Here is a 23,037-nt window from a genome sequence, read left to right on the forward strand (position 1 = left end):
GTGATCAAATTGAAACTGGACAATGTGAACAAACAATTGGGCGGCGCGCGGATTCTTCGCGACATCAACCTGGAGATCGCGGCGGGTGAATTCGTCGTGTTCGTGGGGCCTTCGGGCTGCGGAAAGTCGACACTGCTGCGACTGATCGCCGGACTGGATTCTATCTGTGCTGGCGATCTGCTGATCGACGGGCGGCGGGTCAACGACCTGGAACCGCGCGAGCGCGGCGTCGGCATGGTGTTTCAGTCATATGCGCTATACCCGCACATGAGCGTCTACGACAACATCAGTTTTGGTCTCAAACTGGCAAGGACTGAAAAGAGCAGCCTGCGCGAGCGAGTGCTGAAAACTGCGCAAATCCTGCAATTGGACAAACTGCTGCAACGCAAGCCAAAGGAACTGTCTGGGGGGCAACGTCAGCGCGTGGCCATGGGCAGAGCCATGGCGCGGGAACCGGACATTCTGTTGTTCGATGAGCCGCTCTCCAACCTGGATGCCTCTTTGCGGGTACAGATGCGCAACGAAATCGCCCGGCTGCATGCCCGACTGCGCTCAACCATGATCTACGTCACCCACGATCAGGTGGAAGCGATGACCCTGGCCGACAAAATTGTTGTGCTCAACGGCGGCTGTGTAGAGCAAGTCGGCTCACCGCGCGAACTCTATGAGCGCCCGGCCAGCCGTTTTGTCGCCGGTTTTCTCGGTTCGCCGAGAATGAATTTCCTCCAGGCCCGCCTGCATGCGCCGGGCGAAACCAGCCTGGTTGATGCTCCCGTTTTGCGGATGACCACGCTGCCCTTCGACAGCTCGAACCTGGCGGCGGACGCTCTGCTGAGTCTCGGCGTTCGCCCGGAACACCTGTCGCTCAAGGCAGCGCAGGGAGCGGCTGGCGTCGTCGTGACCGGGGTCGAATACCTGGGCAGTGAAACCTATGTGCACCTGGATAGCGGGCAGGACGAGCCACTGATCTGTCGTTGTGAAGTCAACGCCGGATGGCAGACAGGCGATCGGGTCGAACTGCAACTGGACATCGACAAGATCCACCTGTTCGACACCGACGGCACGGCATTGCAGCGCCACCCGCAAGCCATTGAATCCGTGCCCGATGACCTTTCTCTACGCTCAATCCGAGCAAACGCCCTATGACCTTGTCTTTGAATACCCCGAGCGATCCCATGTCTTCGACCCTAGACCTTGCGCAGCGCGCACTGGCTGCCAGCCAAGCTCGCGTCATCGAGGACTATCGACCCGGTTATCATATTTCTCCGCCGGCAGGCTGGATGAACGACCCGAACGGGGTCGTGTACTTTCGTGGCGAGTACCACGTGTTCTATCAGCATCACCCCTTCGACGCGAAATGGGGGCCGATGTATTGGGGCCACGCCAAGAGTGCCGACCTGGTTCATTGGCAGCACCTGCCTATTGCGCTGGCACCCGGCGATGACTGCGACCGTGACGGCTGTTTTTCCGGTAGCGCGGTGGTGTGTGGCGATACCTTGGCCCTGATCTACACCGGGCACACCTGGCTGGGGGAAGTGGGTGACGAGCGTTTCATCCGTCAAGTGCAGTGCCTGGCGACCAGTACCGATGGCATCCGCTTCGTCAAACACGGCGCGGTGATCGACAGCGCGCCGCAAGACACCATCATGCACTTTCGTGACCCCAAGGTCTGGCAGGCGGATGACTATTGGTACCTGATTGCCGGCGCACGTCTGGGCGATCTGCCGCTGCTCCCGCTGTACCGTTCCACGGATCTGCACGCCTGGGAGTTCCTGAACTATGTGTCTGGCGGCAGGGAGGGCGATGGCTATATGTGGGAGTGCCCGGATCTGTTCCGACTGAACGGACGCGATGTGCTGCTGTACTCTCCTCAAGGCATGCCATCCCAAGGTTACGAACGGCTCAACAAGTACCAGACGGGTTACCGTGTGGGGCGACTGGACAACCAATGGAATTTCACTGGCGGGCCTTTTATCGAGCTGGATAACGGCCACGATTTCTATGCCGCGCAGACGCTGTTGGCCGCCGATGGTCGGCGCCTCGTATGGGCATGGCTGGACATGTGGGAAAGCCCGATGCCGAGCCAGGCCCATCACTGGTGCGGCATGCTCGGATTGCCCCGCGAACTTGAACTGTGCGCCGATCGCCTTTGCGTGTATCCGGCACGGGAGCTCAGCGCACTGCGAATGTCGCTATTGCCGGGTACGCCGTGGTGGGGAGAGTCGGGAGCCCGCTGGGTACCGGAAGTGAATGGCGATATGCTCGAAATCCATGTGCATCTGGATCTGCTCGGCTGCACTGACGGCCACTTGGGAGTCGCCTTGCGGTGCAGCGATGATGGCCGTGAAGAAACCCTGCTCTACTATGATGCGTCACTGCAGCGCCTGGTGCTTGACCGCAGCCGCTCGGGTACGCAAGTCACAGGCCAGCGCAGCGTCTCGATAGACCCGACACAAGAGCGACTGGAACTGCGCGTGTTTCTCGACCGGTCATCCATCGAAGTGTTCGATGAAAACGGTCGCTTCAGTCTCAGCAGTCGCCTCTATCCGCGCTCCGACAGTCTCGGCGTGAAACTTGTGGCAAGCGGAAGTGGCGGGCGTGTTTCGATCCCCAGGGCATGGCCGCTCGGTTCAGGATGGTCATGAGGGTCGTCATTCGGGTCGCGAGAAGCCCGGGCCCTGTGTCATGATCCTGCGTCAACCTGACCGGCCGCACTTCGCATGACTTCAGTGAAAGACGTTGCACAGCTGGCCGGCGTGTCCCTGATGACGGTTTCTCGAGCGCTCAATACTCCGGAAAAGCTGAGCCCCGAAACCCTCCTACGGGTGCGTCGCGCCATTGATGAACTGCAATTCGTACCCAGCCTGTCAGCGCGCAAGATGCGCGGTGACAACCTCCAGTCGCGAACCATCGGTGTGTTCGCGCTGGACACCGCGACCACACCCTTCGCGGTCGAGTTGCTGCTGTCCATTGAGCAGACCGCGCAGCAAGCCGGCTGGAATGTCTTTATCCTCAACCTGCTGAGCAATCCGCCCACCGACCAGAACATCGATCTGATGCTGTCGCACCGTCCGGACGGCTTGATCTTCAGCGCCATGGGGTTTCGCCAGGTATGTATTCCCGAGCGATTGAAGAGCAAGCCTCTGGTGCTCGCCAATTGTCTGGCAGATGACAGCCGCCTCGTCAGCTATGTGCCCGACGACGAAATGGGCCAGTACCGCGCCGTACACCACGCGTTGAGCCTTGGCTATAAGCGTCCTCTGTGTATCAATCTGCCGAAACAGAGTCTGGCATGGGGGCTGCGACAAAAAGGTCTGCAGCGTGCCTGTCAGGCATTCGGCCTGGCGCCTGAAACGCTCCTGCAGTACGACCTTTCCGATCATGATGCCTACAGTGAAACAGCCGCTATCCTCGACCGGCATGTCATCGATGGTCGTCCCCAATTCGATATTTTGATCTGTGGCAACGACCGCATTGCCTTCTGTGCCTATCAGCTGTTGTTGGGGCGTGGCCTGAAAATTCCCGACGATGTCGCCGTCCTCGGCTATGACAACATGATCGGCATTGCCGAGTTGTTCATCCCGCCGCTGACTACCGTGCAACTGCCGTACTACGAGATTGGTCGCAACGCTGCACGCCATCTGATCGAGGCCCTTGAGCTGTCGGGAACTCAGCGAGTTGACTGTCCACTGGTGGTCAGGACATCACTATGAGAGTGAGTCAGTTCGCTGATAGCGCTCCCGATGGCTGTCGATTTGGCGAGGGCCGTTCACGCCAGAGGTGGAATCAGAAATCCACCGTCGCTGAAAGCAGATAGGTTCTCGGTGTCGACAACGTCAGCCCCGGCTCACTGTCGTCCGAAGCGCCTGCCGAACTCCAATAGCGCTTGTCCAGCACGTTCTCGACATTGGCGCGCAGGGTGATGGTTTTCTCATCGACCTTGAAGGCGTATCGCGTACCCACGTCAAATCGCTCCCAGGAATCGATTTCCTTGTCGTTCGACTGATCCAGATATTGCGAGCTGGAATAGAGGCCGCGTCCGGTCAACGTCAGGCCCTGTACGTTCGGCACATCCCATTCCGCGCCCAGATTGACGTTGTACTTCGGCGTCGCCGGCGCGCGGTTGCCATCGAATGTGCCGTTGGTGGTCCGGGTCAACTCACTGTCGATGTACATCACGCCGCCGAGCAAGCGAAAGCCTTTCAGCGGCTCACCGAACACGCTCAACTCCACCCCATCGTTCTGCCGTTTGCCGTTCGGGCCGAAGACCCGCGTCGTGGCGTTGGTTTCGTACGCCGGCTGTTTGATGCGGAACACCGCGGCAGTGAGGGCATATGAACCGGCATCGTACTTGGCGCCGACTTCGACCTGGCGGCTGATGAACGGCGGGAAGATCTCGTCCTCGTTTATCGACGTCGAAGGCGCGATTTTGCCTTGGCTCAAGCCTTCCATGTAGTTGGCGTACAGCGACAACTTGTCCGTTGCCTTGAACAGAATGCCGCCCGAGGGCGAAACCTTTTCCTCATCGTAGGCGGTATCGCCTTTTACATCATCGCTCCAGTCGTCGACCTTGACCCGCTGCCAACGGGCGCCAAGGGTCAGCAGCAGGCGATCATCAAAGAAGCCGAGGGTGTCGGACAACGCTACGCCACTGAAGCGGTTCTCGGTGTAGACCTTGGCGTCATAGCGCGTTGGCCGAGCGGGTTTTGCGGTTTCTACCGGGTCATACAGATTGCTGCGGCCCGCCGCATAACGGGCGCCGCCGTTTTCAAAATCCATATAGAAGTAGCTGGCGGCGAGGTTGACCTCATGACTGACTGGACCTGTGTGGAACCAGTTGCGCACGCCGGCTGTGGCGGTGCGGACATTCTCGTCACGGGTGAAATCCCGTGGCTGTACGCTGAAGTCGCCGGCATCGTTGGTCACGGAAACCGCATGTCGAAGGAAGTCGTGATTGCTTTTGCGCGCCCCCACCCCGCCGTAGACCATCACCGAATCACTGACATCGAACTCGCCGTTGACCGTGCCAAAGGTATCCTTGGTCCGCGCCTGACTCCAGGGCTGCGCATAGTTGTCGCGTACATCGTTCGCGTTCGGCACCTTGGCGTTGGCGCCGACTTGCACGCGCTCTTGCGGTGCATCGGTATCGCGTTCCGTATGACCGACATCGGTAGACAAGCGCAGACGTTCACCGCGAAAGTCCAGGCCCAGCACGGCCATGTCGCGGTCGACACTCTGGTGATCCCACTCCGTGTCGCCGGACTGTTTGACGCCGTTGAATCGCAAACCGAACTGGTTGTCCTCACCAAAACGCCGGCCGACATCCACCGCGCCGCCGATTTGATTGTTGGAAGCGTAATTGGCGGTCAGCGAGGTGATGGGTTTGTCCGTCGCACGTTTCGGCACGACGTTGATCCCGCCGCCGACGCTGCCTCGCGGCGAAATGCCGTTGATGAGCTGGCTCGGGCCTTTGAGGATGTCGACGCGATCGGCCATTTCCATATCGATCGTGTACGTCGGCAATACGCCGTAGAGGCCGTTGTACGCCACATCACTGTTGAACAGGCTGAAGCCACGGATGGTGAACTGTTCATAGCGCCCGCCCGCCGGGTTGGTCGCGCGCACCGACGGGTCATTGGCGATCAGATCGCCCAGGGTTCGGGCCTGCTGATTCTTGACCGTCTCGCTGGTGTAGGTGGTCATGCTGAACGGGGTTTCCATGAAGTCTTTCGATCCCAGCAACCCTTGCGAGCCTCGGCGTGCGACCTGGCCGCCCGCAAACACGTCCGCGTCCGACGAGTCGGTGGCGCCGAGGATCGAGGTCGGCGCCAACTGCAGGCTACTGCCCTGCGCCGCCGGAATCAGCGTGTAAGCCTGCTCGCCCACCGGTTGCAGTTGCAGGCCGGAGCCCAGCAACAACCGGGCGAAGCCCTCCTCCACACCGAATTCACCAGACAAACCATTGCTGTTGCGCCCGCTGACCAGTGCCGGGTCCACCGACAGATTGACGCCGGCCAGACCGGCAAATCGGGTCAGCGCCGAACTCAGGCTGCCGGCCGGCACCTGATAACTGCGCCGGGCCGATTCGTCGGCCCAACTGGACTGGATCAGCAGCGGACTGGCACTCAGGCTCAACAGCAAACTCAACTGCAACAACGGACGCAAACGACTGGGGAATACGGCGGGCATTGGAAGAAGCTCTCGATTTTGTTCACTTGCCTGGAATGACCAGCGAGGCGAAAAAAAGGGACAGGCTTCAGCCAGTTTTTTCTGCGAAGGGAATGTTTCGAGGAACGAGCGACACCCAGAATCGCGTACGTGTATGAATCTCGACCGGCAAACTCGCGGCCAGCAACGACAACACTTGATCGGTGTTGTCGAGGCGGAAACTGCCGGTGATGCGCAGGTTTTCCAGCGCCGGATCCCAGCGCAACAAACCGGAACGGTAGCGACTCAACTCGCGCAGGAAGTCCCCCAGCGGCTGGTTCTGCGCCATCAACACGCCTTCGCGCCAGCTCGGCATTAACGCGTCGAATGGCGTAACAGGCCCGGCGCCGGAGGCTTGCAGAGTGACTTGCTGTCCTTGCTGCAAGGTCAGCGCCGGCCCGTGCAGCGGTTGCAATTGCACCACGCCGCGGACCACCGAGACATTGCAGTCGCGCTCATTGAGACGCACGCAAACTTCACTGTGACTGACGCTGATCCGGCCGTACGGCGCATTGATCATCAACGGTGAGCTGCCGGGAACGTTGAGCGCCATTTCGCCGCGTACCAGCGTCAACTGACGCGCAGCAAGATCCACATTCACCGCACTTGCCGTGTTCAGCTGCAACGAACTGCCATCGGCCAGCGCCAGCCTTTTGTGTTCGCCAGTGCTGGTGTGCAAATCGGCGCGCCAGACGTCCAGCGGCAATTGCCGACTGATCAGCCACGCCGCAGGCACCAGCGCCGCCAGACCGAGCGCGCGTTTCAGCGCCGCCCGACGTGCCGGATCCGGACGGTCCAGCGTCGCCATGGCCAGTGCCGAGGGCAAATCGGAAAAGCGTTGGCGCAACAGTTGAATCTTCTGCCAGGCGTGTTCATGCCGGCCATCGCTGCTGCGCCAATGTTGCAGGCGCGCCTGATCGTCCTCCGTGGCCTCGCCGGATTCCAGCAAGGCCAACCATTGCGCGGCGGCGCGGGCGACTTCCCGCGCTTCGGCGCTGGGTGCGACACGCATCAGAAATCCACCAGCAAGCAATGCTCATAGGCTTGCGCCATGTAACGTTTGACCGTGCGTTCAGACACCTGCAAACGCTCGGCGATCTCGCGATAACCGAGGCCTTCGAGCTGGCTCCATAAAAACGCTCGGCGTACCGGACGTGGCAAGCCATCGAGCAATTCATCCAGCGCCTGCAGGGTTTCCAGCAGCAACCAGCGGTGCTCCGGCGAAGGCACGCTGTCCTCCGGCAACTGCGCGAGGGCTTCGAGGTAGGCTTTTTCCAGGCTGCGGCGGGTGTAGAAATTGCTCAGCAGACGCTTGCCCACGGTCAGCAAATACGCCCGGGGTTCGCGCATATCGGCAATCGGCTGAGCGCTGCACAGCACGCGCAAGAAGGTGTCCTGACTCAGATCCGCCGCATCCCAGGCGTTGCCCATCCGGCGGCGCAACCAGGTTTCCAGCCAGCCTCGATGGTCGCGATACAGTTGCTGCAGGCTCTGCTCCGAGGGTGCGGCGGCTTCAATCATGTCAAGAGACCCTGCGCGAAGAAGAATTCAAATGAGACTGATTCTAATTAAGTTCATTCGCGATACAAAGGTCTTTCTCACGCGCAGACGAGACTGGCGCGCCCAATCCAATTGACCGCGCCCTCCCCTTGATGCTCGGAGCGGATTATTTGTGCAGGCGTTTAAGCGTCTCGCTGGGCAACTCGTTGAACAGCGCCCGATAACTGCTGGAAAACCGCCCCAGGTGCCAGAACGACCAATTCATTGCCACTTCGGCCACCGTGGTTTCCGTTGGCCGGCGGCTGAGCAGTTCGCGATGGGCACTGTTCAACCGGCGCAAGCGCAACCAGTGGCTTGGCGTCATCCCGGTGTAATCCTTGAAGGCTTGCTGCAATTGACGCAACGAGACGCCCGCCACGTTTGAAAGCTCAAGCAGATTGAGGGTTTCTTCGGGCGAGTCGGCGGCCCATTCGCCGACGCGCTTCATGATCGTTCGCTCTTCGGTGCGGCGCTGCAAGCCGCTAAGGTCAAGGTTGACCCGGGCGTTATCGAGGATGAACAGACAGTCCTCCAGTAGCTGTTTCGTCAATGCATCTTTGCTAGGCATATCAATAGCTTGCGTCAACTTCGTGAGAGTCGAGCTTAACCAGCGACTGAACAGGGCGTTCTGCCCGCCATTGAGCGGCGCCATGAACAAGCCTTCGAGTTTCGCCACATCCAGACCGTGCTGACGGACGAATTCGGGGCCGAACACCACGGCAATTTCCTGGTAGTTCTCCGGGGTGATCCAGATGTTGCGGCTGTCTTCATTGAGCAGATACAGCGCGTTGTCGCTGCGATCGAAACAGAACGCGAGGGCACCCGATGGCGCGCTGAAATTCTGCTCGACCCGGGTGTTCATCTGCTCTTCATAAACCTCGACACCTTGCAGGTCCAGATACCTGATTTGCCCGGCGAAATGCCCCGGCGACATCTGCTGGTAATGCTGGACCCAACCCGGCGTGGCGCGGATTTGCTCGGAGACATCAGCGGTGTTGAACGCTTGAACCTGTAACGGATTGCACGTTGTCATGGGGTGACCTTGCGCACTCTTTTGGTGCGCTTTGGTGCTGCTTAAAGTGGATAGATGGAACTGCAAGGCGCGCCCAAGATAGTCGTCAACGCGCCACAGGGGAAGGGGCGGAAGATGAAACCCGCCCTCCCCGGCGTCTATAAAACCAATAACGAGGTCTTTATGAATGCCCCTTTCGATCAGCTGCTCACTTGGCTGAAAGATCACAAGATTACCGAAGTCGAATGTGTGGTCAGCGACCTGACCGGCATTGCCCGCGGCAAGATCGCACCGACCAACAAGTTCCTGCATGAGCGAGGCATGCGCCTGCCGGAAAGTGTGCTGCTGCAAACGGTAACCGGGGATTTTGTCGACGACGACATCTACTACGACCTGCTCGATCCTGCCGACATCGACATGGTCTGCAAGCCAGTGGCCGACGCCGTGTACGTGATTCCATGGGCGATCGAGCCAACCGCCATCGTCATCCACGACACCTTCGACAAGTTCGGCAACCCGATCGAACTGTCGCCGCGCAACGTGCTGAAGAAAGTCTTGCAGCTGTATACCGACAAGGGCTGGAAGCCGATTGTCGCGCCGGAAATGGAGTTCTACCTGACCCAACGCTGCGAAGACCCGGACTTGCCGCTCAAGGCGCCGCTGGGCCGTTCGGGCCGTGCCGAAAGTGGTCGGCAGTCGTTCTCCATCGACGCTGCCAACGAATTTGATCCGCTGTTCGAAGACGTCTACGACTGGTGCGAGCTGCAAGGCCTGGACCTCGACACGCTGATCCACGAAGACGGCCCGGCGCAGATGGAAATCAACTTCCGTCACGGCGACGCGCTGGATCTGGCCGACCAGATCACCGTGTTCAAACGGACCATGCGCGAGGCTGCGCTCAAGCACAACGTCGCGGCGACGTTCATGGCCAAGCCGATTGGCGACGAGCCGGGCAGCGCCATGCACATCCACCAGAGTGTGGTGGACATCGCCACGGGCAAGCCGATCTTCGCCAACGCCGACGGGCAAATGAGCGAGTTGTTCCTGCACTACATCGGTGGTTTGCAGAAGTACATCCCGAAGGTGCTGCCGATGTTCGCGCCGAACGTCAACTCGTTCCGCCGCTTCCTGCCGGACACTTCGGCGCCGGTCAACGTCGAATGGGGCGAAGAAAACCGCACCGTCGGTTTGCGTGTGCCGACCTCAAGCCCCGAAGCCATGCGCGTGGAAAACCGTTTGCCGGGCGCCGATGCCAACCCGTACCTGGCGATTGCCGCGAGTCTGCTCTGCGGTTACATCGGCATGGTCGAAGGCATCGAACCGAGCGCTGCGGTACAAGGCCGCGCTTACGAGCGCCGCAACCTGCGCCTGCCGATCACCATTGAAGAAGCGCTGACGCAGATGGAAGAGTGCGAGACCGTCGCGCAATACCTCGGCGACAAGTTTGTTCGCGGCTACGTCGCGGTGAAGCGTGCCGAGCACGAAAACTTCAAACGCGTGATCAGCTCGTGGGAGCGCGAGTTCCTGATGCTGAGCGTCTGATCAAAGCCAAAAGATCCCCTGTGTCGATCGTTCCCACGCTCTGCGTGGGAATGCAGCCCGGGACGCTCTGCGTCCCATCCAAAGCCGAACGCGGAGCGTCCGTTGAGGCATTCCCACGCAGAGCGTGGGAACGATCATTCGAAAAAGAGGTGTCGAAATGCGTCTGTTGAAATCCGTACTTCCGGTCGCGCTAAGTGTTCTGTTCAGCGCCGTAGCCCACGCCCAGCCCCAGGTCAGCGTCTACAACTGGACCGATTACATCGGCGAAACCACCCTCGCCGACTTCCAGAGCAAAACCGGGATCAAGGTGATCTACGACGTTTTCGACTCCAACGAAACCCTCGAAGGCAAGCTGCTCGCCGGGCGTACCGGTTATGACGTGGTCGTGCCGTCCAACCACTTCCTCGCCCGTCAGGTCAAGGCCGGCGCGTTCCTCAAACTGGATCGTGCGCAGCTGCCGAACTGGAAAAACCTCGACCCGAAACTGCTTGAGCTGCTGGAGAAAAACGATCCGGGCAACCAGCATTCGGTGCCGTACCTGTGGGGCACCAACGGCATCGGCTATAACGTCGACAAGGTCAAGCAAGTGCTGGGCATCGATCACATCGATTCCTGGGCCGTGCTGTTCGAGCCGGAAAACATCAAGAAACTGTCGCAGTGCGGCGTGTCGATGATGGACTCGGCGGACGAAGTGTTCCCGGCCATCCTCAACTACATGGGCATGGACCCGCGCAGTGAGAACCCGGAAGACTTTAAAAAGGCCGAAGCCAAACTGCTGAGCATTCGTCCGTACATCACCTATTTCCACTCCTCGAAATACGTGTCGGACCTGGCCAACGGCGATATTTGCGTGGCCTTCGGCTATTCCGGCGACGTGTTCCAGGCCGCCAACCGCGCCAAGGAAGCCAAGAACGGCGTGAACATCGCTTACGCCATTCCCAAAGAAGGCGCCAACCTGTGGTTCGACCTGCTGGCCATTCCCGCCGACGCCAGCAACGAAAAAGAAGCGCACACCTTCATCAATTACCTGCTCGATCCACAAGTGATCGCCAAGGTCAGCGCGTCGGTCGGTTATGCCAACCCGAACCCGGCCGCCAAGCAGTACATGGATCAGGACCTGGTCAATAACCCTGAGGTTTATCCCTCCCAGGCCGTGCTCGACAAACTCTACATCTCCTCTACCCCGCCCCAGGCGATCATGCGTCTGATGACCCGGTCCTGGAGCAAAGTGAAGTCCAACAAATGAATCAGTACACAACAGAACACGCCCGCTCCTACTACGCAGCCTCGGCTCGGGCGTCCACGCCTTACCCGGTCATCGACGGTGATCTGAGCGCAGATGTGTGTGTGATCGGCGGCGGGTTCACCGGGGTCAACACGGCCATTGAACTGGCGCAGCGCGGGCTGTCGGTGATTTTGATCGAGGCGCGCCGGATAGGTTGGGGCGCCAGCGGTCGCAATGGCGGACAGTTGATTCGCGGCATCGGCCATGAAGTCGAAGGCTTCGCCAAGTATGTCGGGCAAGAAGGCGTGCGCTATTTGCAGCGCGCCGGGATCGACTCGGTAGAACTGGTGCGCCAGCGCATCGAGGCCAACGCCATTGAATGCGACCTGCGCTGGGGCTTCTGTGACCTGGCCAACACCACTGCGCAGTTCGACGCTTTCAAGGATGAACTGGTCGATCTCGCCGAACTCGGTTATGCCCACGAAACCCGCATGATCGGCCCCGAGCAAGTCCGCCAGCAGGTGGTGGACTCCGGGATTTATGCCGGCGGCCTGCTGGACATGGGCTCGGGGCATCTGCACCCGCTGGATCTGGTGCAAGGCGAAGCGCGGCTGGCGGCCTCACTGGGCGTGCGCATCTTCGAGCAGAGTCCGGTGCTGGAAATCATCCACGGCACGACCGTACAGGTGCGCTGCGCCACCGGCACCGTACGTGCCGGCAGCCTGGTCCTCGGTTGCAACGCGCATCTGGACGAACTCGAACAACAACTCACTGGCAAGGTGCTGCCGGCCGGCAGTTACATCATCGCCACCGAGCCATTGTCCGAAGAACGCGCCGCGCAGCTGATTCCGCAGAATCTCGCGGTTTGCGATCAGAAAGTCGGCCTCGATTATTACCGGCTCTCGGCCGACCGGCGCTTGCTGTTCGGCGGTGCCTGCCATTATTCCGGGCGTGATCCGGCGGATATCGCTGCCTACATGCGGCCGAAGATTCTCAAGGTCTTCCCGCAACTGGCAGACGTGCGCATCGATTACCAGTGGGGCGGCAAGATCGGCATTACCGCCAACCGTTTCCCGCAGGTCGGGCGTCTCAAGCAGCACCCGAACGTGTTCTACGCCCAAGGCTATTCCGGCCATGGCCTGAACGTCACCCACTGGTGCGCCAAGTTACTTGGCGAGGCGATCCATGCCGGCCACAGTCAGGGCATGGACGTGTTCAGCGGCGTGCCGCACATGACCTTCCCCGGCGGCCCGGCGCTGCGTTCGCCCCTGCTGGCACTGGGCATGTTCTGGTATCGCCTGCGCGAAATGCTCGGCTAGCAGAACAAACAGCGCTGTCGCGATCTGATCGTTCCCCCGCTCTGCGTGGCAACGATCAATTCTGTTTTCTTACCTGGCAAGCTATACACATTTGCTCTATCGCCAAGCACTTCTATATTGATGAAGTGCTTTTGCGTTCCTGACGCTCAGTGCCCAATCATTGAAGGAGGACACGGATGAAGTCGTCAGCCACCGACGAGCCGCTAGCACCAGGCCAGGCCCCCATCAAGACCCGTCGCTTCGGCATATCACTGGTGTGGATCGTGCCGATCGTGGCGGTGCTGGTGGGCATTTCGCTGGTGGTGCACAACCTGATGCAGGAAGGGCCGACCATCATCGTCAACTTCAAGACCGGCAGCGGTCTGGTGGCCAACAAGACCGAAGTCAAATACCGCAACGTGGTGGTCGGTCAGGTCACCGATGTCGAATTGAGCGATGACCAGAAGAGCGTCAACGCCACCATCAAACTGGCCAAACAGGCCGAAAGCTTCACCCGCGAAGACTCCCAGTACTGGGTCGTGCGCCCACGCATTGGCGCCGGTGGTGTATCGGGCATCGATACCCTGCTCTCCGGCGACTATATCGGCGCCGACATTGGCCAGGCCAACAACCGCGCCAAACAATTCAAGGGCCTGGAGAATCCGCCGCCGATCACCTACGGCGAACCGGGCAAGCGTTTCATGCTGCATACCCAGGACCTCGGCTCGCTGGACATCGGTTCGCCGGTTTACTACCGCAAGATTCCGGTCGGTCAGGTTGTCACCTATGCCCTCGATGAAGGCGGCAAAGGCGTGAACATCGAAGTGTTCATCCATTCGCCCAACGACGCCTTTGTCACCGAAAACACCCGTTTCTGGAACGCCAGCGGTATTGACGTCAGCGTCGGCGCCAACGGCTTCCAGGTCAAAACCGAATCGTTGTCGTCCATGCTGGTCGGCGGCATCGCTTTCCGCGCCCCGGACTACAGCCCCAACGACGTGGTGGCGGCCGATGACAAAGACTTCGAACTGTTCGCCGATCAGCAAACCGCCCTCGCCCCGCCCAACGGCAAGGCGCAATACCTGAGCCTGCGTTTCGACCAGTCCCTGCGCGGGCTCAAGGTCGATGCACCGGTGGAATTCCTCGGTATGGAAATCGGCCGGGTGGTGGCGATCAATCTGGATTTCGACGCGAAAAAACGCAGCTTCCCGCTGAACGTCGGCATCGTTATCTACCCGCAACGCCTCGGTATGGCCTACGGCAAAATGCTCACGGCGTTCAAGCACGACCCCAACGACGAAGCCGCCGGCATTCGCCTGATCGGCACCTTTATCGACAACGGCCTGCGTGCCCAGGCCCGCAGCGGTAATTTGCTGACCGGCCAGTTGTACATAGCGCTGGATTTCTTCCCGAAAGCCGAAAAAGTCGCCTTCGATCCAACCTTGCGCCCGGTGGTCATTCCGACTGTGCCGGGCAGCCTCGAACAGTTGCAGGAAAAACTCGAAGCCGTGGTCGACAAGCTCAACAAAGTGCCGGTCGATCGCATCGCCAACAACCTCGACAGCAATCTGGTCGAACTGCGCAAAGGCCTGACCCAGTTCAACGCCAAGACCTTGCCGGGGGTGCAGAGCACGCTCGCCGATGTCAGCAAGACCCTGCAGTCCGCCAGCTCGACCCTGGCCGAAGATTCGCCGCAACGCGAAAAACTCACCGAGACCCTCGACGAACTCGGGCGCATGTCGCGCTCGTTGCGTGAGTTGTCGGATTACCTCGGTCGTCATCCGGAATCGCTGATTCGCGGGCGTCCGGACAACGCGGCGCCACTGGATCTGAAAGGACCGCCACGCAATTGAGCACAGGAGTCAAACCGATGGCTGTACCGCTGAAGATCACCCTGCTCGCTGCGTTCCTGCTATTGGGCGCCTGCCGCAGCGACCCGATCAGCTTTCATACGCTGACGCCGGTGCAACTGAGCAATAAGGGCAGCGGCACACAGATCCCGATCGAAAGCCTCAGTGTGCCGCCGCAGGTCGACCGTGCACAAATCGTCATCCGTCAAGGCAACAGCGGCCTGGCGATTCTGGAAACTGATTGGTGGGGCGCGACACTTGCCGATGAGTTGCGCGGTGCGTTGAGCGATCAACTGAGCAACAGCAGCGGGCGCGGCAACGTCTCGGTGCGTATCGAGGTGCAGCGTTTCGACTCGATTCCCGGCCAGTATGGTTTGATCGATGCAAAATGGCGCCTGCGTCCACTCGGTGAGACTGACAGCAGTCTGGTGACATGCCGCTCGACGTTACAGACCCCGTCCGGACCGAGCATCGATGACTTGGTGACGGCTCAGCAGAACAACGTCAAACGTCTCGCTGCGTTGATCAGTCAGGCGGCTGGCAACGCGCGAGGATGTCCGCCAGGTCCTTGATCAGTCACGCCGCTTTACCTCGATACTCGATGTTGGTGAAACCCGGGCGCAAACAAAACTGCATTTGAGTTTATTTATCAAATGTCTGCTTTAGTTGTGCCCGGTAACTTCCGGCAATTTTTTCACATGTTCTTCACTGCCCCGCCACGCCCCCGAACGTAGTGTTCAGCCTGCATTCAACTCAGTCGTCGTAAAGTCGCTCGCAGCCTGAGCCTTACGTTGCGCTGAATGAAATACCGAACATTCAAAGGGGCAGGATTGTGGCGCCGTTATTTCAACTGAAAACGTTATTCAGGTCGCCGCAAACCCTGCGTTTGCGCCTGTTGCTCGCACTGGTTTGCGTAGTGTTCGTGGCCATTCTGGTCAGTGGTTTCGTGTTCTGGCCACGCTCACCGAACGATCTGGATCATGCAAGCCGCCGCGTCACTGCCGAATGGATGAAGGCCTGGCAAGCCGGCGAAGTGGTCGCACTGGTGCGCCATACCGAACGTTGTGATCGCTCCGGCAACACTTGCCTGGGGCCGGCCGACGGGATCACTCAGGTCGGTAGCATGGCGGCGGTCGCCGTTGGTCAGGGCTTTCAGCAATTGGGCATGCAGCAGGCTCAAGTGCTGAGCAGTCCGCTGACCCGAACTGCACAAACCGCGCAGTACATGTTCGGTCAGGACGCCAGCACGCAAGACTGGCTGGCCACCTGCGGTCCGGTATTGCGCGATGAAGTGATCGCCCACAAAACAGCCGGGCAGAATCTGGTGTTGGTGACCCACAGCGGTTGCATCAGCGACTTTGAAAAGCAAACCGGCTTCCCCCACGCGATTGCCGCTGAATACGGCAGTGTATTGCTGGTTCGTATTGACAGCCATAAACAACTAAACGTACTGGGCATTATTAATGTGCCGTTCTGGAAAACCCTGAACATTGCTGATGCACAGAACTAACGCCCATTCAATTCAACGTTTCGCACCCGATACTTATATCCGCGCCAAGGTCCAGTGATGACGTCTGATAACAAACCGTTGCGCCACGCCGTCCGGCATTTACCGCAGACGCCAACAGCACGAACATTTGAGCGCTGGGCGATTCCCGGTCTGATCCTCGCTTTTGTGTTGTTTTACCTGTTGCCGCTGATGACCCACGGCTTATGGATCCCCGACGAAACCCGTTACGGCCAGATCAGCCAGGAAATGCTCCTGAGCGGTAACTGGGTCGCGCCGCATTTCATGGGCATTCGCTACTTCGAAAAACCCATCGCCGGTTACTGGATGATCGCCATCGGTCAGGCGATTTTTGGTGACAACCTGTTTGGCGTCAGGATCGCCTCGGCGCTGAGCACAGGTGCGAGTGTCTGGCTGACCTATCTGCTGGCTCAGCGACTGTGGAACAGTCCGCGTCTTAGCGCGGCGTGCGCGCTGCTGTTCATGAGTTTTGGTCTGATTGCCGGTCAGGCCGGTTATGCCAACCTCGATCCGCAGTTCACCTTGTGGGTCAACCTGAGTCTGGTGGCGGTCTGGTTTGCCATCGACAGTCGCACCACGGCGGCGCGGATTGGCAGTTGGGCGTTGTTGGGCGCGGCGTGCGGCATGGGCCTGATGACCAAGGGTTTTCTAGCGTTGCTGCTGCCGGTGTTGATCGCCCTGCCCTACATGATCTGGCAACGCCGTTTTGGCGAATTGCTGCGCTTCGGCCCGGTGGCGGTGCTGGTGGCCGCCGTTGTCAGCGTGCCGTGGGCGTTGGCTGTGCATTACCGGGAACCGGACTTCTGGCGATTCTTCTTCTGGCATGAACACATCCGCCGTTTCGCTGCGGGCGATGACGCCCAGCACGCGCGGCCATGGTGGTTCTACCTGCCGCTGCTGTTTGCTGCCACGTTGCCATGGGCGCTGTTGTTACCATCGACGCTGATCCGCACCTGGCGCGAAAAGTCCCAGCCGAAAATCGCCTTCCTCGCCCTATGGTTCTTGCTGCCGCTCGCGTTCTTCAGCCTGAGCAGCGGCAAGTTGCCGACTTACATCATGCCGTGCCTGATGCCGCTGGCCTTGTTGATGGGCCACACCGTGGTGAACTGGCTGGACCACGGCAACGCGCGAGTGCTGCGTCTGAACGGCGTGGTCAACACCGTGCTGGCCAGTGTCGCGCTGATTGCCCTGATCTACTTGCAGGCCACCAGAGAGATTTATGAAAACACCGAGATGTTCAGCCTGTCGCTGGTGTTTATCGTGCTTATCGGCTGGATCATCGCCAACGCCCTGCAAATCATGCGGCCGCTTACGCTGTGGGCGATGCCGGCGCTGGGCATCGGTCTGCTGATTGCGCTGTTGCCGGCGGCAATGCCCGCACAGATCGTCGATAGCAAGATGCCCGATCAGTTTATTGCCGAGCATCAACAGGCATTGAGCGAAACCACTTCACTGCTGAGCAACGACCTCGGCGCCGCATCAGCCTTGTCGTGGCGCCTGAGACGCCCGCAGGTTGACCTCTTCAACACCGTCGGCGAGTTGAAATACGGTCTCGACGATCCGGCCATGGCTTCGCGTAAGGTCGGTCTGGATGATGTCGGCCAATGGATGACCGAGGCGCGTAAGAAAGGCACGGTGGGCGTGGTGATGCGCGTCAACAGTGTTCAGGAAGTTCAGGAAATCGAGCGGTTGCCAATCGATGGCCAGCACTTCCAGCGCGGCAATCTGCATATCTACCTCTTCAGCAAAACCCGGCCATAACCTCAAAGACCAGGCGCCCCGGCGCCTGGTAGCTTGTATCCCTCCTGCCATGAATGACGCTGAATGACGCACGGCAATCGTGCGTCTGCCAGTCGCTGCTAATCTGAATGGCAATGACATGTATTAACGGTTTCTTTGACGTTTTTTTCTCATTTACTTCTCTACATTGCCGGCGGCCCAATATCTGCAAATCATTCGCATTGAAACCTGCCCGCGAATGCCTGCCCATAACGTCTAAAAAATCAGGAGCGTTCTCGTCATGAATCCACAGTTTCCTGCCTTTGTGAAACGCGCTTTGCTGGCCACCGCCCTGCTCGGCGCAGGTCAGGCGTTTGCTGCCGACAGCATTGGCCTGGTGGTCTACAACGCACAGCACGAAAGCCTGACCAAGGCCTGGGTGGCCGGGTTTACCGAAGAAACCGGGATTCCGGTGACGATTCGCAATGGCGATGACACCGAGATGGGCAATCAGCTGGTGCAGGAAGGTTCGGCTTCTCCGGCGGATGTGTTTTTGACCGAGAACTCCCCGGCGATGGTGCTGGTGGACAACGCCAAACTGTTTGCCCCGGTAGCGCCGGCGACGCTGGAACAAGTGGATTCGGCCTATCGCCCAGCCCACGGTCAGTGGATCGGTATCGCCGCGCGTTCCACCGTGTTTGTCTACAACCCAAGCAAACTAGCAGAAAAAGACCTGCCAAAATCCCTGCTCGATCTGGCCAAACCTGACTGGAAGGGTCGCTGGGCTGCATCCCCGGCCGGCGCGGACTTCCAGGCGATCGTCGCCGCCGTGCTGGAACAGAAAGGTGAAGCGGCCACACTCGACTGGCTCAAAGGCATGAAAACCAACGCCACTGTCTACCGTGGTAACAGCGCTGTGCTCAAAGCGGTGAATGCCGGGCAGATCGACAGCGGCGTGATCTACCACTATTACAGTTTTGTCGATCAGTCCAAGACCGGCGAAAACAGCAAGAACACCCAACTCCACTACTTCAAACATCAGGACCCGGGTGCCTTCGTGAGTATCTCCGGCGGCGGTGTGCTGGCCTCCAGCAAACACCAGGATGAAGCTCAGCAGTTCCTCAAGTACATCACTGGCAAACAGGGCCAGGAGATTCTTCACAGCGGTAATTCCTTTGAATACGCGGTCGGCAAAGACGCGCCGTCCAACCCGAAACTGACGCCGCTGAAGGATCTCGATGCGCCAAAAGTCGATGCGTCGAAACTCGACAGCCAGAAAGCCGTCGAGCTGATGACCCAGGCCGGACTGCTGTAAGTGATGCCTGAAACCTTACCGGCAGAGGTGGCGGCAGCCTCCTCCGCCCATCGTCCACTGAAAGCCCGCGCCCTTTCCGGTCGCGGGGGATCGTGGGTGGTGGCGTTGGCGATCGGCGTGTCGTTGTTGTCGCTGCTGCCAATCGCTTTTGTGATCGGCGTGTCGTGGACCACGGGTTGGGCGACCATTCAAGCCTTGGTGTTCCGCCCCCGTGTGGGTGAGCTGCTGGTCAACACCGTGCTGCTGGTGTTGATCACCCTGCCGCTGTGCATCGTGCTGGGTACCACGCTGGCCTGGCTGACCGAACGCACCAACCTGCCGGGTCGGCGTCTGTGGTCGTTGCTCGCGGTGGCACCGCTGGCGGTGCCGGCGTTCGTGCACAGCTACGCGTGGGTCAGCCTGATTCCCTCGATTCATGGCTTGCCCGCCGGCGTGCTGGTGTCGGTGATCGCTTATTTCCCGTTTCTGTATTTGCCGATTGCAGCGACCTTGCGCCGCCTCGATCCGGCCATTGAGGACGTTGCCGAATCCCTCGGCCTCAAGCCCTGGGCGGTGTTTTTTCGGGTGGTGTTGCCGCAGTTGCGGCTGGCGATCTGTGGCGGTGCGCTGCTGGTCGGCCTGCATCTGCTGGCCGAATACGGTCTCTACGCGATGATCCGTTTCGATACCTTCACCACGGCGATTTTCGATCAGTTCAAATCGACCTTTAACGGCCCGGCGGCGAACATGCTCGCCGGGGTGCTGGCCCTGTGTTGTCTGGCGATGCTCACCGTCGAATCCGCCGCCCGTGGCCAGGCGCGCTATGCGCGAGTCGGCGCTGGTAGTGCCCGCGAGCAGCGCACCATTCGCTTGAAACGCAGCGCAGTGGTCGCAGGACTTGCCCTGCAAAGTCTGACCTGCCTGCTCGCGCTCGGCGTGCCGTTGCTGACATTGGGTCGCTGGTTGATCGCTGGCGGTGCCGAGGTCTGGGAAAGTGGCGAGCTGCTGCCCGCCCTGCTGCAAACTCTGTCGTTCGGTGTGGCCGGGGCCTTGCTGACCAGTCTGGCGGCGATTCCGATTGCCTGGCTGTCGATTCGCGCGCCGGGCAAATTGCAGCGCTTGCTCGAAGGCTGCAACTACATCACCAGTGCGTTGCCGGGGATCGTCGTGGCGCTGGCCTTGGTCACCGTGACCATCCATTTCGCCCGGCCGATCTACCAGACCACCATTACCGTGCTGCTCGCTTACCTGCTGATGTTTTTGCCGCGTGCGCTGGTCAGCCTGCGCGCCGGTTTCGCTCAGGCACCGGTTGAGCTGGAAAACATCGCGCAAAGCCTCGGCCGCTCGCCACTGCGCGCCTTGTGGCTGATCACCCTGCGCCTCGCCGCGCCCGGTGCAGCCGCTGGTGCGGCGCTGGTATTTCTGGCGATCACCAATGAACTGACCGCCACGCTTCTGCTCGCCCCAAACGGCACACGGACCCTGGCCACCGGTTTCTGGGCCATGACCAGTGAAATCGATTACGCCGCCGCTGCGCCTTACGCGCTGCTGATGGTCCTGCTTTCACTGCCGCTGACAGCCATTCTCTATCACCAATCCAGGCGCACCGCTGGCCGATGAACGCACTCGAACTGATCTCCCTAAGCAAATCCTTTGGCGCACAGAAAGCGCTGGATGACATCTGTCTGTCCGTCGCGACCGGCAGCCGCACGGTCATTGTCGGCCCTTCCGGTTCCGGCAAAACCACGCTGTTGCGGATGATCGCCGGTTTTGAATTTCCCGATGCCGGCAGCCTCACCCTTAACGGCCAGACGCTGGTCGACAGCAGCCACGCCGTGCCGGCCTACCAACGCCAGATCGGCTACGTGCCGCAGGATGGTGCACTGTTTCCGCACATGACCGTGGCCGCCAACATCGGCTTCGGCGTGGCCCTGACCGGTGCGGCCAGAACCGAGCGCATCGCGCAATTGATGGACAGCGTGGCGCTTGACGCCAACATGGCCAGCCGCTGGCCACACGAATTATCCGGCGGCCAGCAGCAACGAGTGTCCCTCGCCCGGGCGTTGGCCCAGCAACCGCGCTTGATGCTGCTCGACGAGCCGTTTTCCGCCCTTGATACCGGACTGCGCAGCGCCATGCGCAAAATGGTCGCGCGCCTGCTTGAAGAGGCCGGCGTCACCACCATTCTGGTGACTCACGATCAGGGTGAGGCGCTGTCGTTCGCCGATCAGTTGGCGGTCATGCGTGGCGGGCGGCTGGTGCAATCGGGTCATCCAATGGACCTCTACCGCTACCCGGACGATGAGCAGACCGCGCATTTCCTCGGCGAAGCGGTGGTGATGCCGGCGCGCATCGAATCCGGTTGGGCGCACTGCGATCTCGGCCCGGTGCCGGTCAACAGCAACGGCTTCATCGGCAATGCACAGATCATGTTGCGCCCGGAGCAGTTGCAGGTGATCGACGGGGTAAACGACGCGCAGGCCTGCAATGCCGTGGTCACCGAGCGCGATTTCGCCGGCAACACCTGCACGCTTACCGTCGAACTGCGTTCGCAAACCACTCAGGACCCGGGCCGTTCGCTACTGGTGCGCAGCTCGGGCATGCACGCGCCACCGGCCGGAAGCGCGGTGCAGTTGTCGATACTCGGCGCCGCCCATGTGTTCGCCGCGTCCTGATCAGAGGTCGAAGCGATCCACCGCACGGCGCCGCTCGTTGTCGTCGCGCACGTCGTAGTTGGCCGTGGTCTGGATGTTGCTGTGGTGCGCGAGCTTCTGCGCAATCGACAGATCGTGCTCTTCAATCACCCGGGTGATGAACGAGCGGCGGAAATCGTGGGGCATGATTTTCACGCCGACCTGGGTGCCGCGCTGGCGGGCGATGTAGTAGATCGCGTGTTTGGTGATGCGCTCGCGGGTGATGTGGCTGCCGCGACGGATGCGGTTGAACAGAAAGGCATCGTCGCTTTCGCCCTCCTTGAGTTGCGAGCGGCGAAATTCCAGCCAGGCATTGAGCTTGGCAAACGCCCAGGCCGGTGCGTACTTGATCAGTTGTTTGTTGCCCTTGCCGGTGACGGTCAGGCTGCGTTCGCTGAAGTCGACCTGATTCAGGTCCAGATCCACCGATTCCGACTTGCGCATCCCGGTGCCGTACAGCAAGGCAATCACGGCGGCGTCGCGCAGGCCTTGCGGGCGTGGATCGGCGGCGCACACCTCCATCAATTCGTGAATCAGCGTGCGCTTCAAGTTGCGCCCCTGCGACAAACGCGTGCCGGCAATGCCTTTGACCGAACGCATCTTCAATAAATGATCCTGCGTGATCAGGCTCATCCGCCACGCTTCATTCATCACGCCGCGCACGGCATTTACATAGAGCGAAGAAGTGTTTGGCGCGTAGTTGTCTTCGCGCAACGCGGCGACTAACGCAACAACATCTTCAGGTTGCAAGGCGTGCCACGGAATCTCTTCGACGTTCATGTCTTCGAAACCGAGGCGGTCGGCAGCGTCCTGCAAAACATAACGCATGGTCAGTTGGCTGGAGGGCGCCAGACGCGCCAGATACACAGTCATCGGATTGGTTTGGCGGGTTTCCAACGGGACAGCGGACAAGTCAGTCAAACGTAAAGGCCTTGAGTAAAAACAATTCAACACACCAACTAACAACTGCAACATTCCCAGTATAAGGGGAACACTTCTGTAGGACTTTTCTACTAAAAATGACGATAAACGGTAGAAGTCTGAACAGTGGCTGTATGAGTTTCATATAAACGATTCGCCAACCGCTTTTTCATGTTCCTTTCACAAAAACGGGCATAACCTTAATTCCA

General features: G+C 59.9%; 18 protein-coding genes. 13 read left to right on the plus strand and 5 right to left on the minus strand.

Features of this window, described 5'->3' with window-relative positions:
* The 3 genes from ACVVH8_RS14890 (at nt 1) to ACVVH8_RS14900 (ending at nt 3,713) form a co-directional block, all read left to right on the plus strand.
* Complete coding sequence (locus tag ACVVH8_RS14890) at nt 1-1,146, plus strand: ABC transporter ATP-binding protein (RefSeq protein WP_475224457.1); 1,146 nt, start codon at nt 1-3, stop codon at nt 1,144-1,146.
* Nucleotides 1,143-2,645 (plus strand): glycoside hydrolase family 32 protein, encoded by a 1,503-nt coding sequence (locus ACVVH8_RS14895; RefSeq protein WP_475224460.1) that lies wholly within the window; start codon nt 1,143-1,145, stop codon nt 2,643-2,645. Before ACVVH8_RS14890 ends, ACVVH8_RS14895 begins: the two co-directional genes overlap by 4 nt.
* A 75-nt stretch (nt 2,646-2,720) precedes the next feature.
* Nucleotides 2,721-3,713 carry a LacI family DNA-binding transcriptional regulator gene (locus ACVVH8_RS14900; RefSeq protein ID WP_475224463.1) on the plus strand — a complete coding sequence of 331 codons (993 nt, stop codon included), beginning with the start codon at nt 2,721-2,723 and terminating at the stop codon, nt 3,711-3,713.
* 73 nt (nt 3,714-3,786) lie between these two features.
* On the opposite strand, the gene ACVVH8_RS14905 is transcribed toward ACVVH8_RS14900, so the two are convergent.
* The 4 genes from ACVVH8_RS14905 to ACVVH8_RS14920 form a co-directional block, all read right to left on the minus strand.
* The gene (locus ACVVH8_RS14905) at nt 3,787-6,189 is read right to left on the minus strand and encodes a TonB-dependent receptor (protein ID WP_475224465.1); all 2,403 of its coding nucleotides are present in this window, start codon (nt 6,187-6,189) and stop codon (nt 3,787-3,789) included.
* A gap of 67 nt (nt 6,190-6,256) precedes the next feature.
* Nucleotides 6,257-7,219: a FecR domain-containing protein gene (locus tag ACVVH8_RS14910; protein WP_475224468.1), complete on the minus strand. Its 963-nt coding sequence runs from the start codon at nt 7,217-7,219 to the stop codon at nt 6,257-6,259.
* Complete coding sequence (locus ACVVH8_RS14915) at nt 7,219-7,728, minus strand: sigma-70 family RNA polymerase sigma factor (RefSeq protein WP_103302011.1); 510 nt, start codon at nt 7,726-7,728, stop codon at nt 7,219-7,221. Before ACVVH8_RS14915 ends, ACVVH8_RS14910 begins: the two co-directional genes overlap by 1 nt.
* 145 nt (nt 7,729-7,873) lie before the next feature.
* The gene (locus tag ACVVH8_RS14920; RefSeq protein ID WP_475224470.1) at nt 7,874-8,779 is read right to left on the minus strand and encodes a helix-turn-helix domain-containing protein; all 906 of its coding nucleotides are present in this window, start codon (nt 8,777-8,779) and stop codon (nt 7,874-7,876) included.
* A gap of 162 nt (nt 8,780-8,941) precedes the next feature.
* Here ACVVH8_RS14920 and ACVVH8_RS14925 point away from each other — a divergent pair, with 162 nt between their 5' ends.
* From ACVVH8_RS14925 to ACVVH8_RS14970, 10 genes are all read left to right on the plus strand, one after another.
* Entirely contained in the window at nt 8,942-10,300 is a 1,359-nt protein-coding gene (locus ACVVH8_RS14925) for a glutamine synthetase family protein (RefSeq protein WP_103302013.1), read from the plus strand.
* A 157-nt stretch (nt 10,301-10,457) separates the two neighbouring features.
* Complete coding sequence (locus tag ACVVH8_RS14930; RefSeq protein ID WP_213028718.1) at nt 10,458-11,546, plus strand: polyamine ABC transporter substrate-binding protein; 1,089 nt, start codon at nt 10,458-10,460, stop codon at nt 11,544-11,546.
* Nucleotides 11,543-12,844: an NAD(P)/FAD-dependent oxidoreductase gene (locus ACVVH8_RS14935; protein ID WP_475224473.1), complete on the plus strand. Its 1,302-nt coding sequence runs from the start codon at nt 11,543-11,545 to the stop codon at nt 12,842-12,844. The genes ACVVH8_RS14930 and ACVVH8_RS14935 overlap by 4 nt, the downstream gene beginning before the upstream one ends.
* Nucleotides 12,845-13,020: 176 nt before the next feature.
* A complete protein-coding gene (locus ACVVH8_RS14940; protein WP_315445455.1) occupies nt 13,021-14,676 on the plus strand; it encodes a PqiB family protein in 1,656 nt (551 codons plus the stop codon).
* A gap of 17 nt (nt 14,677-14,693) precedes the next feature.
* Nucleotides 14,694-15,245 (plus strand): ABC-type transport auxiliary lipoprotein family protein, encoded by a 552-nt coding sequence (locus ACVVH8_RS14945; RefSeq protein ID WP_315445456.1) that lies wholly within the window; start codon nt 14,694-14,696, stop codon nt 15,243-15,245.
* Between the two features lie 260 nt (nt 15,246-15,505).
* Nucleotides 15,506-16,183, plus strand: coding sequence for a lipopolysaccharide core heptose(II)-phosphate phosphatase PmrG (gene pmrG, locus ACVVH8_RS14950; protein ID WP_475224475.1), 678 nt, complete (start codon nt 15,506-15,508; stop codon nt 16,181-16,183).
* 57 nt (nt 16,184-16,240) lie between these two features.
* Nucleotides 16,241-17,962 (plus strand): lipid IV(A) 4-amino-4-deoxy-L-arabinosyltransferase, encoded by a 1,722-nt coding sequence (gene arnT / locus ACVVH8_RS14955; RefSeq protein ID WP_475224478.1) that lies wholly within the window; start codon nt 16,241-16,243, stop codon nt 17,960-17,962.
* A gap of 259 nt (nt 17,963-18,221) precedes the next feature.
* Complete coding sequence (locus tag ACVVH8_RS14960) at nt 18,222-19,235, plus strand: iron ABC transporter substrate-binding protein (RefSeq protein WP_475224481.1); 1,014 nt, start codon at nt 18,222-18,224, stop codon at nt 19,233-19,235.
* Nucleotides 19,236-19,238: 3 nt separating this feature from the next.
* Nucleotides 19,239-20,834, plus strand: coding sequence for an ABC transporter permease subunit (locus ACVVH8_RS14965; protein WP_315445459.1), 1,596 nt, complete (start codon nt 19,239-19,241; stop codon nt 20,832-20,834).
* On the plus strand, nt 20,831-21,889 hold the full coding sequence (locus tag ACVVH8_RS14970) for an ABC transporter ATP-binding protein (RefSeq protein WP_475224484.1): 1,059 nt from the start codon (nt 20,831-20,833) through the stop codon (nt 21,887-21,889). Before ACVVH8_RS14965 ends, ACVVH8_RS14970 begins: the two co-directional genes overlap by 4 nt.
* On the opposite strand, the gene ACVVH8_RS14975 is transcribed toward ACVVH8_RS14970, so the two are convergent.
* Nucleotides 21,890-22,780, minus strand: coding sequence for a site-specific integrase (locus tag ACVVH8_RS14975; RefSeq protein WP_315445541.1), 891 nt, complete (start codon nt 22,778-22,780; stop codon nt 21,890-21,892).
* Between the last annotated feature and the right edge of the window lie 257 nt (nt 22,781-23,037).

The sequence above is a fragment of the Pseudomonas trutticola BRTCR10 genome, from assembly GCF_056155105.1.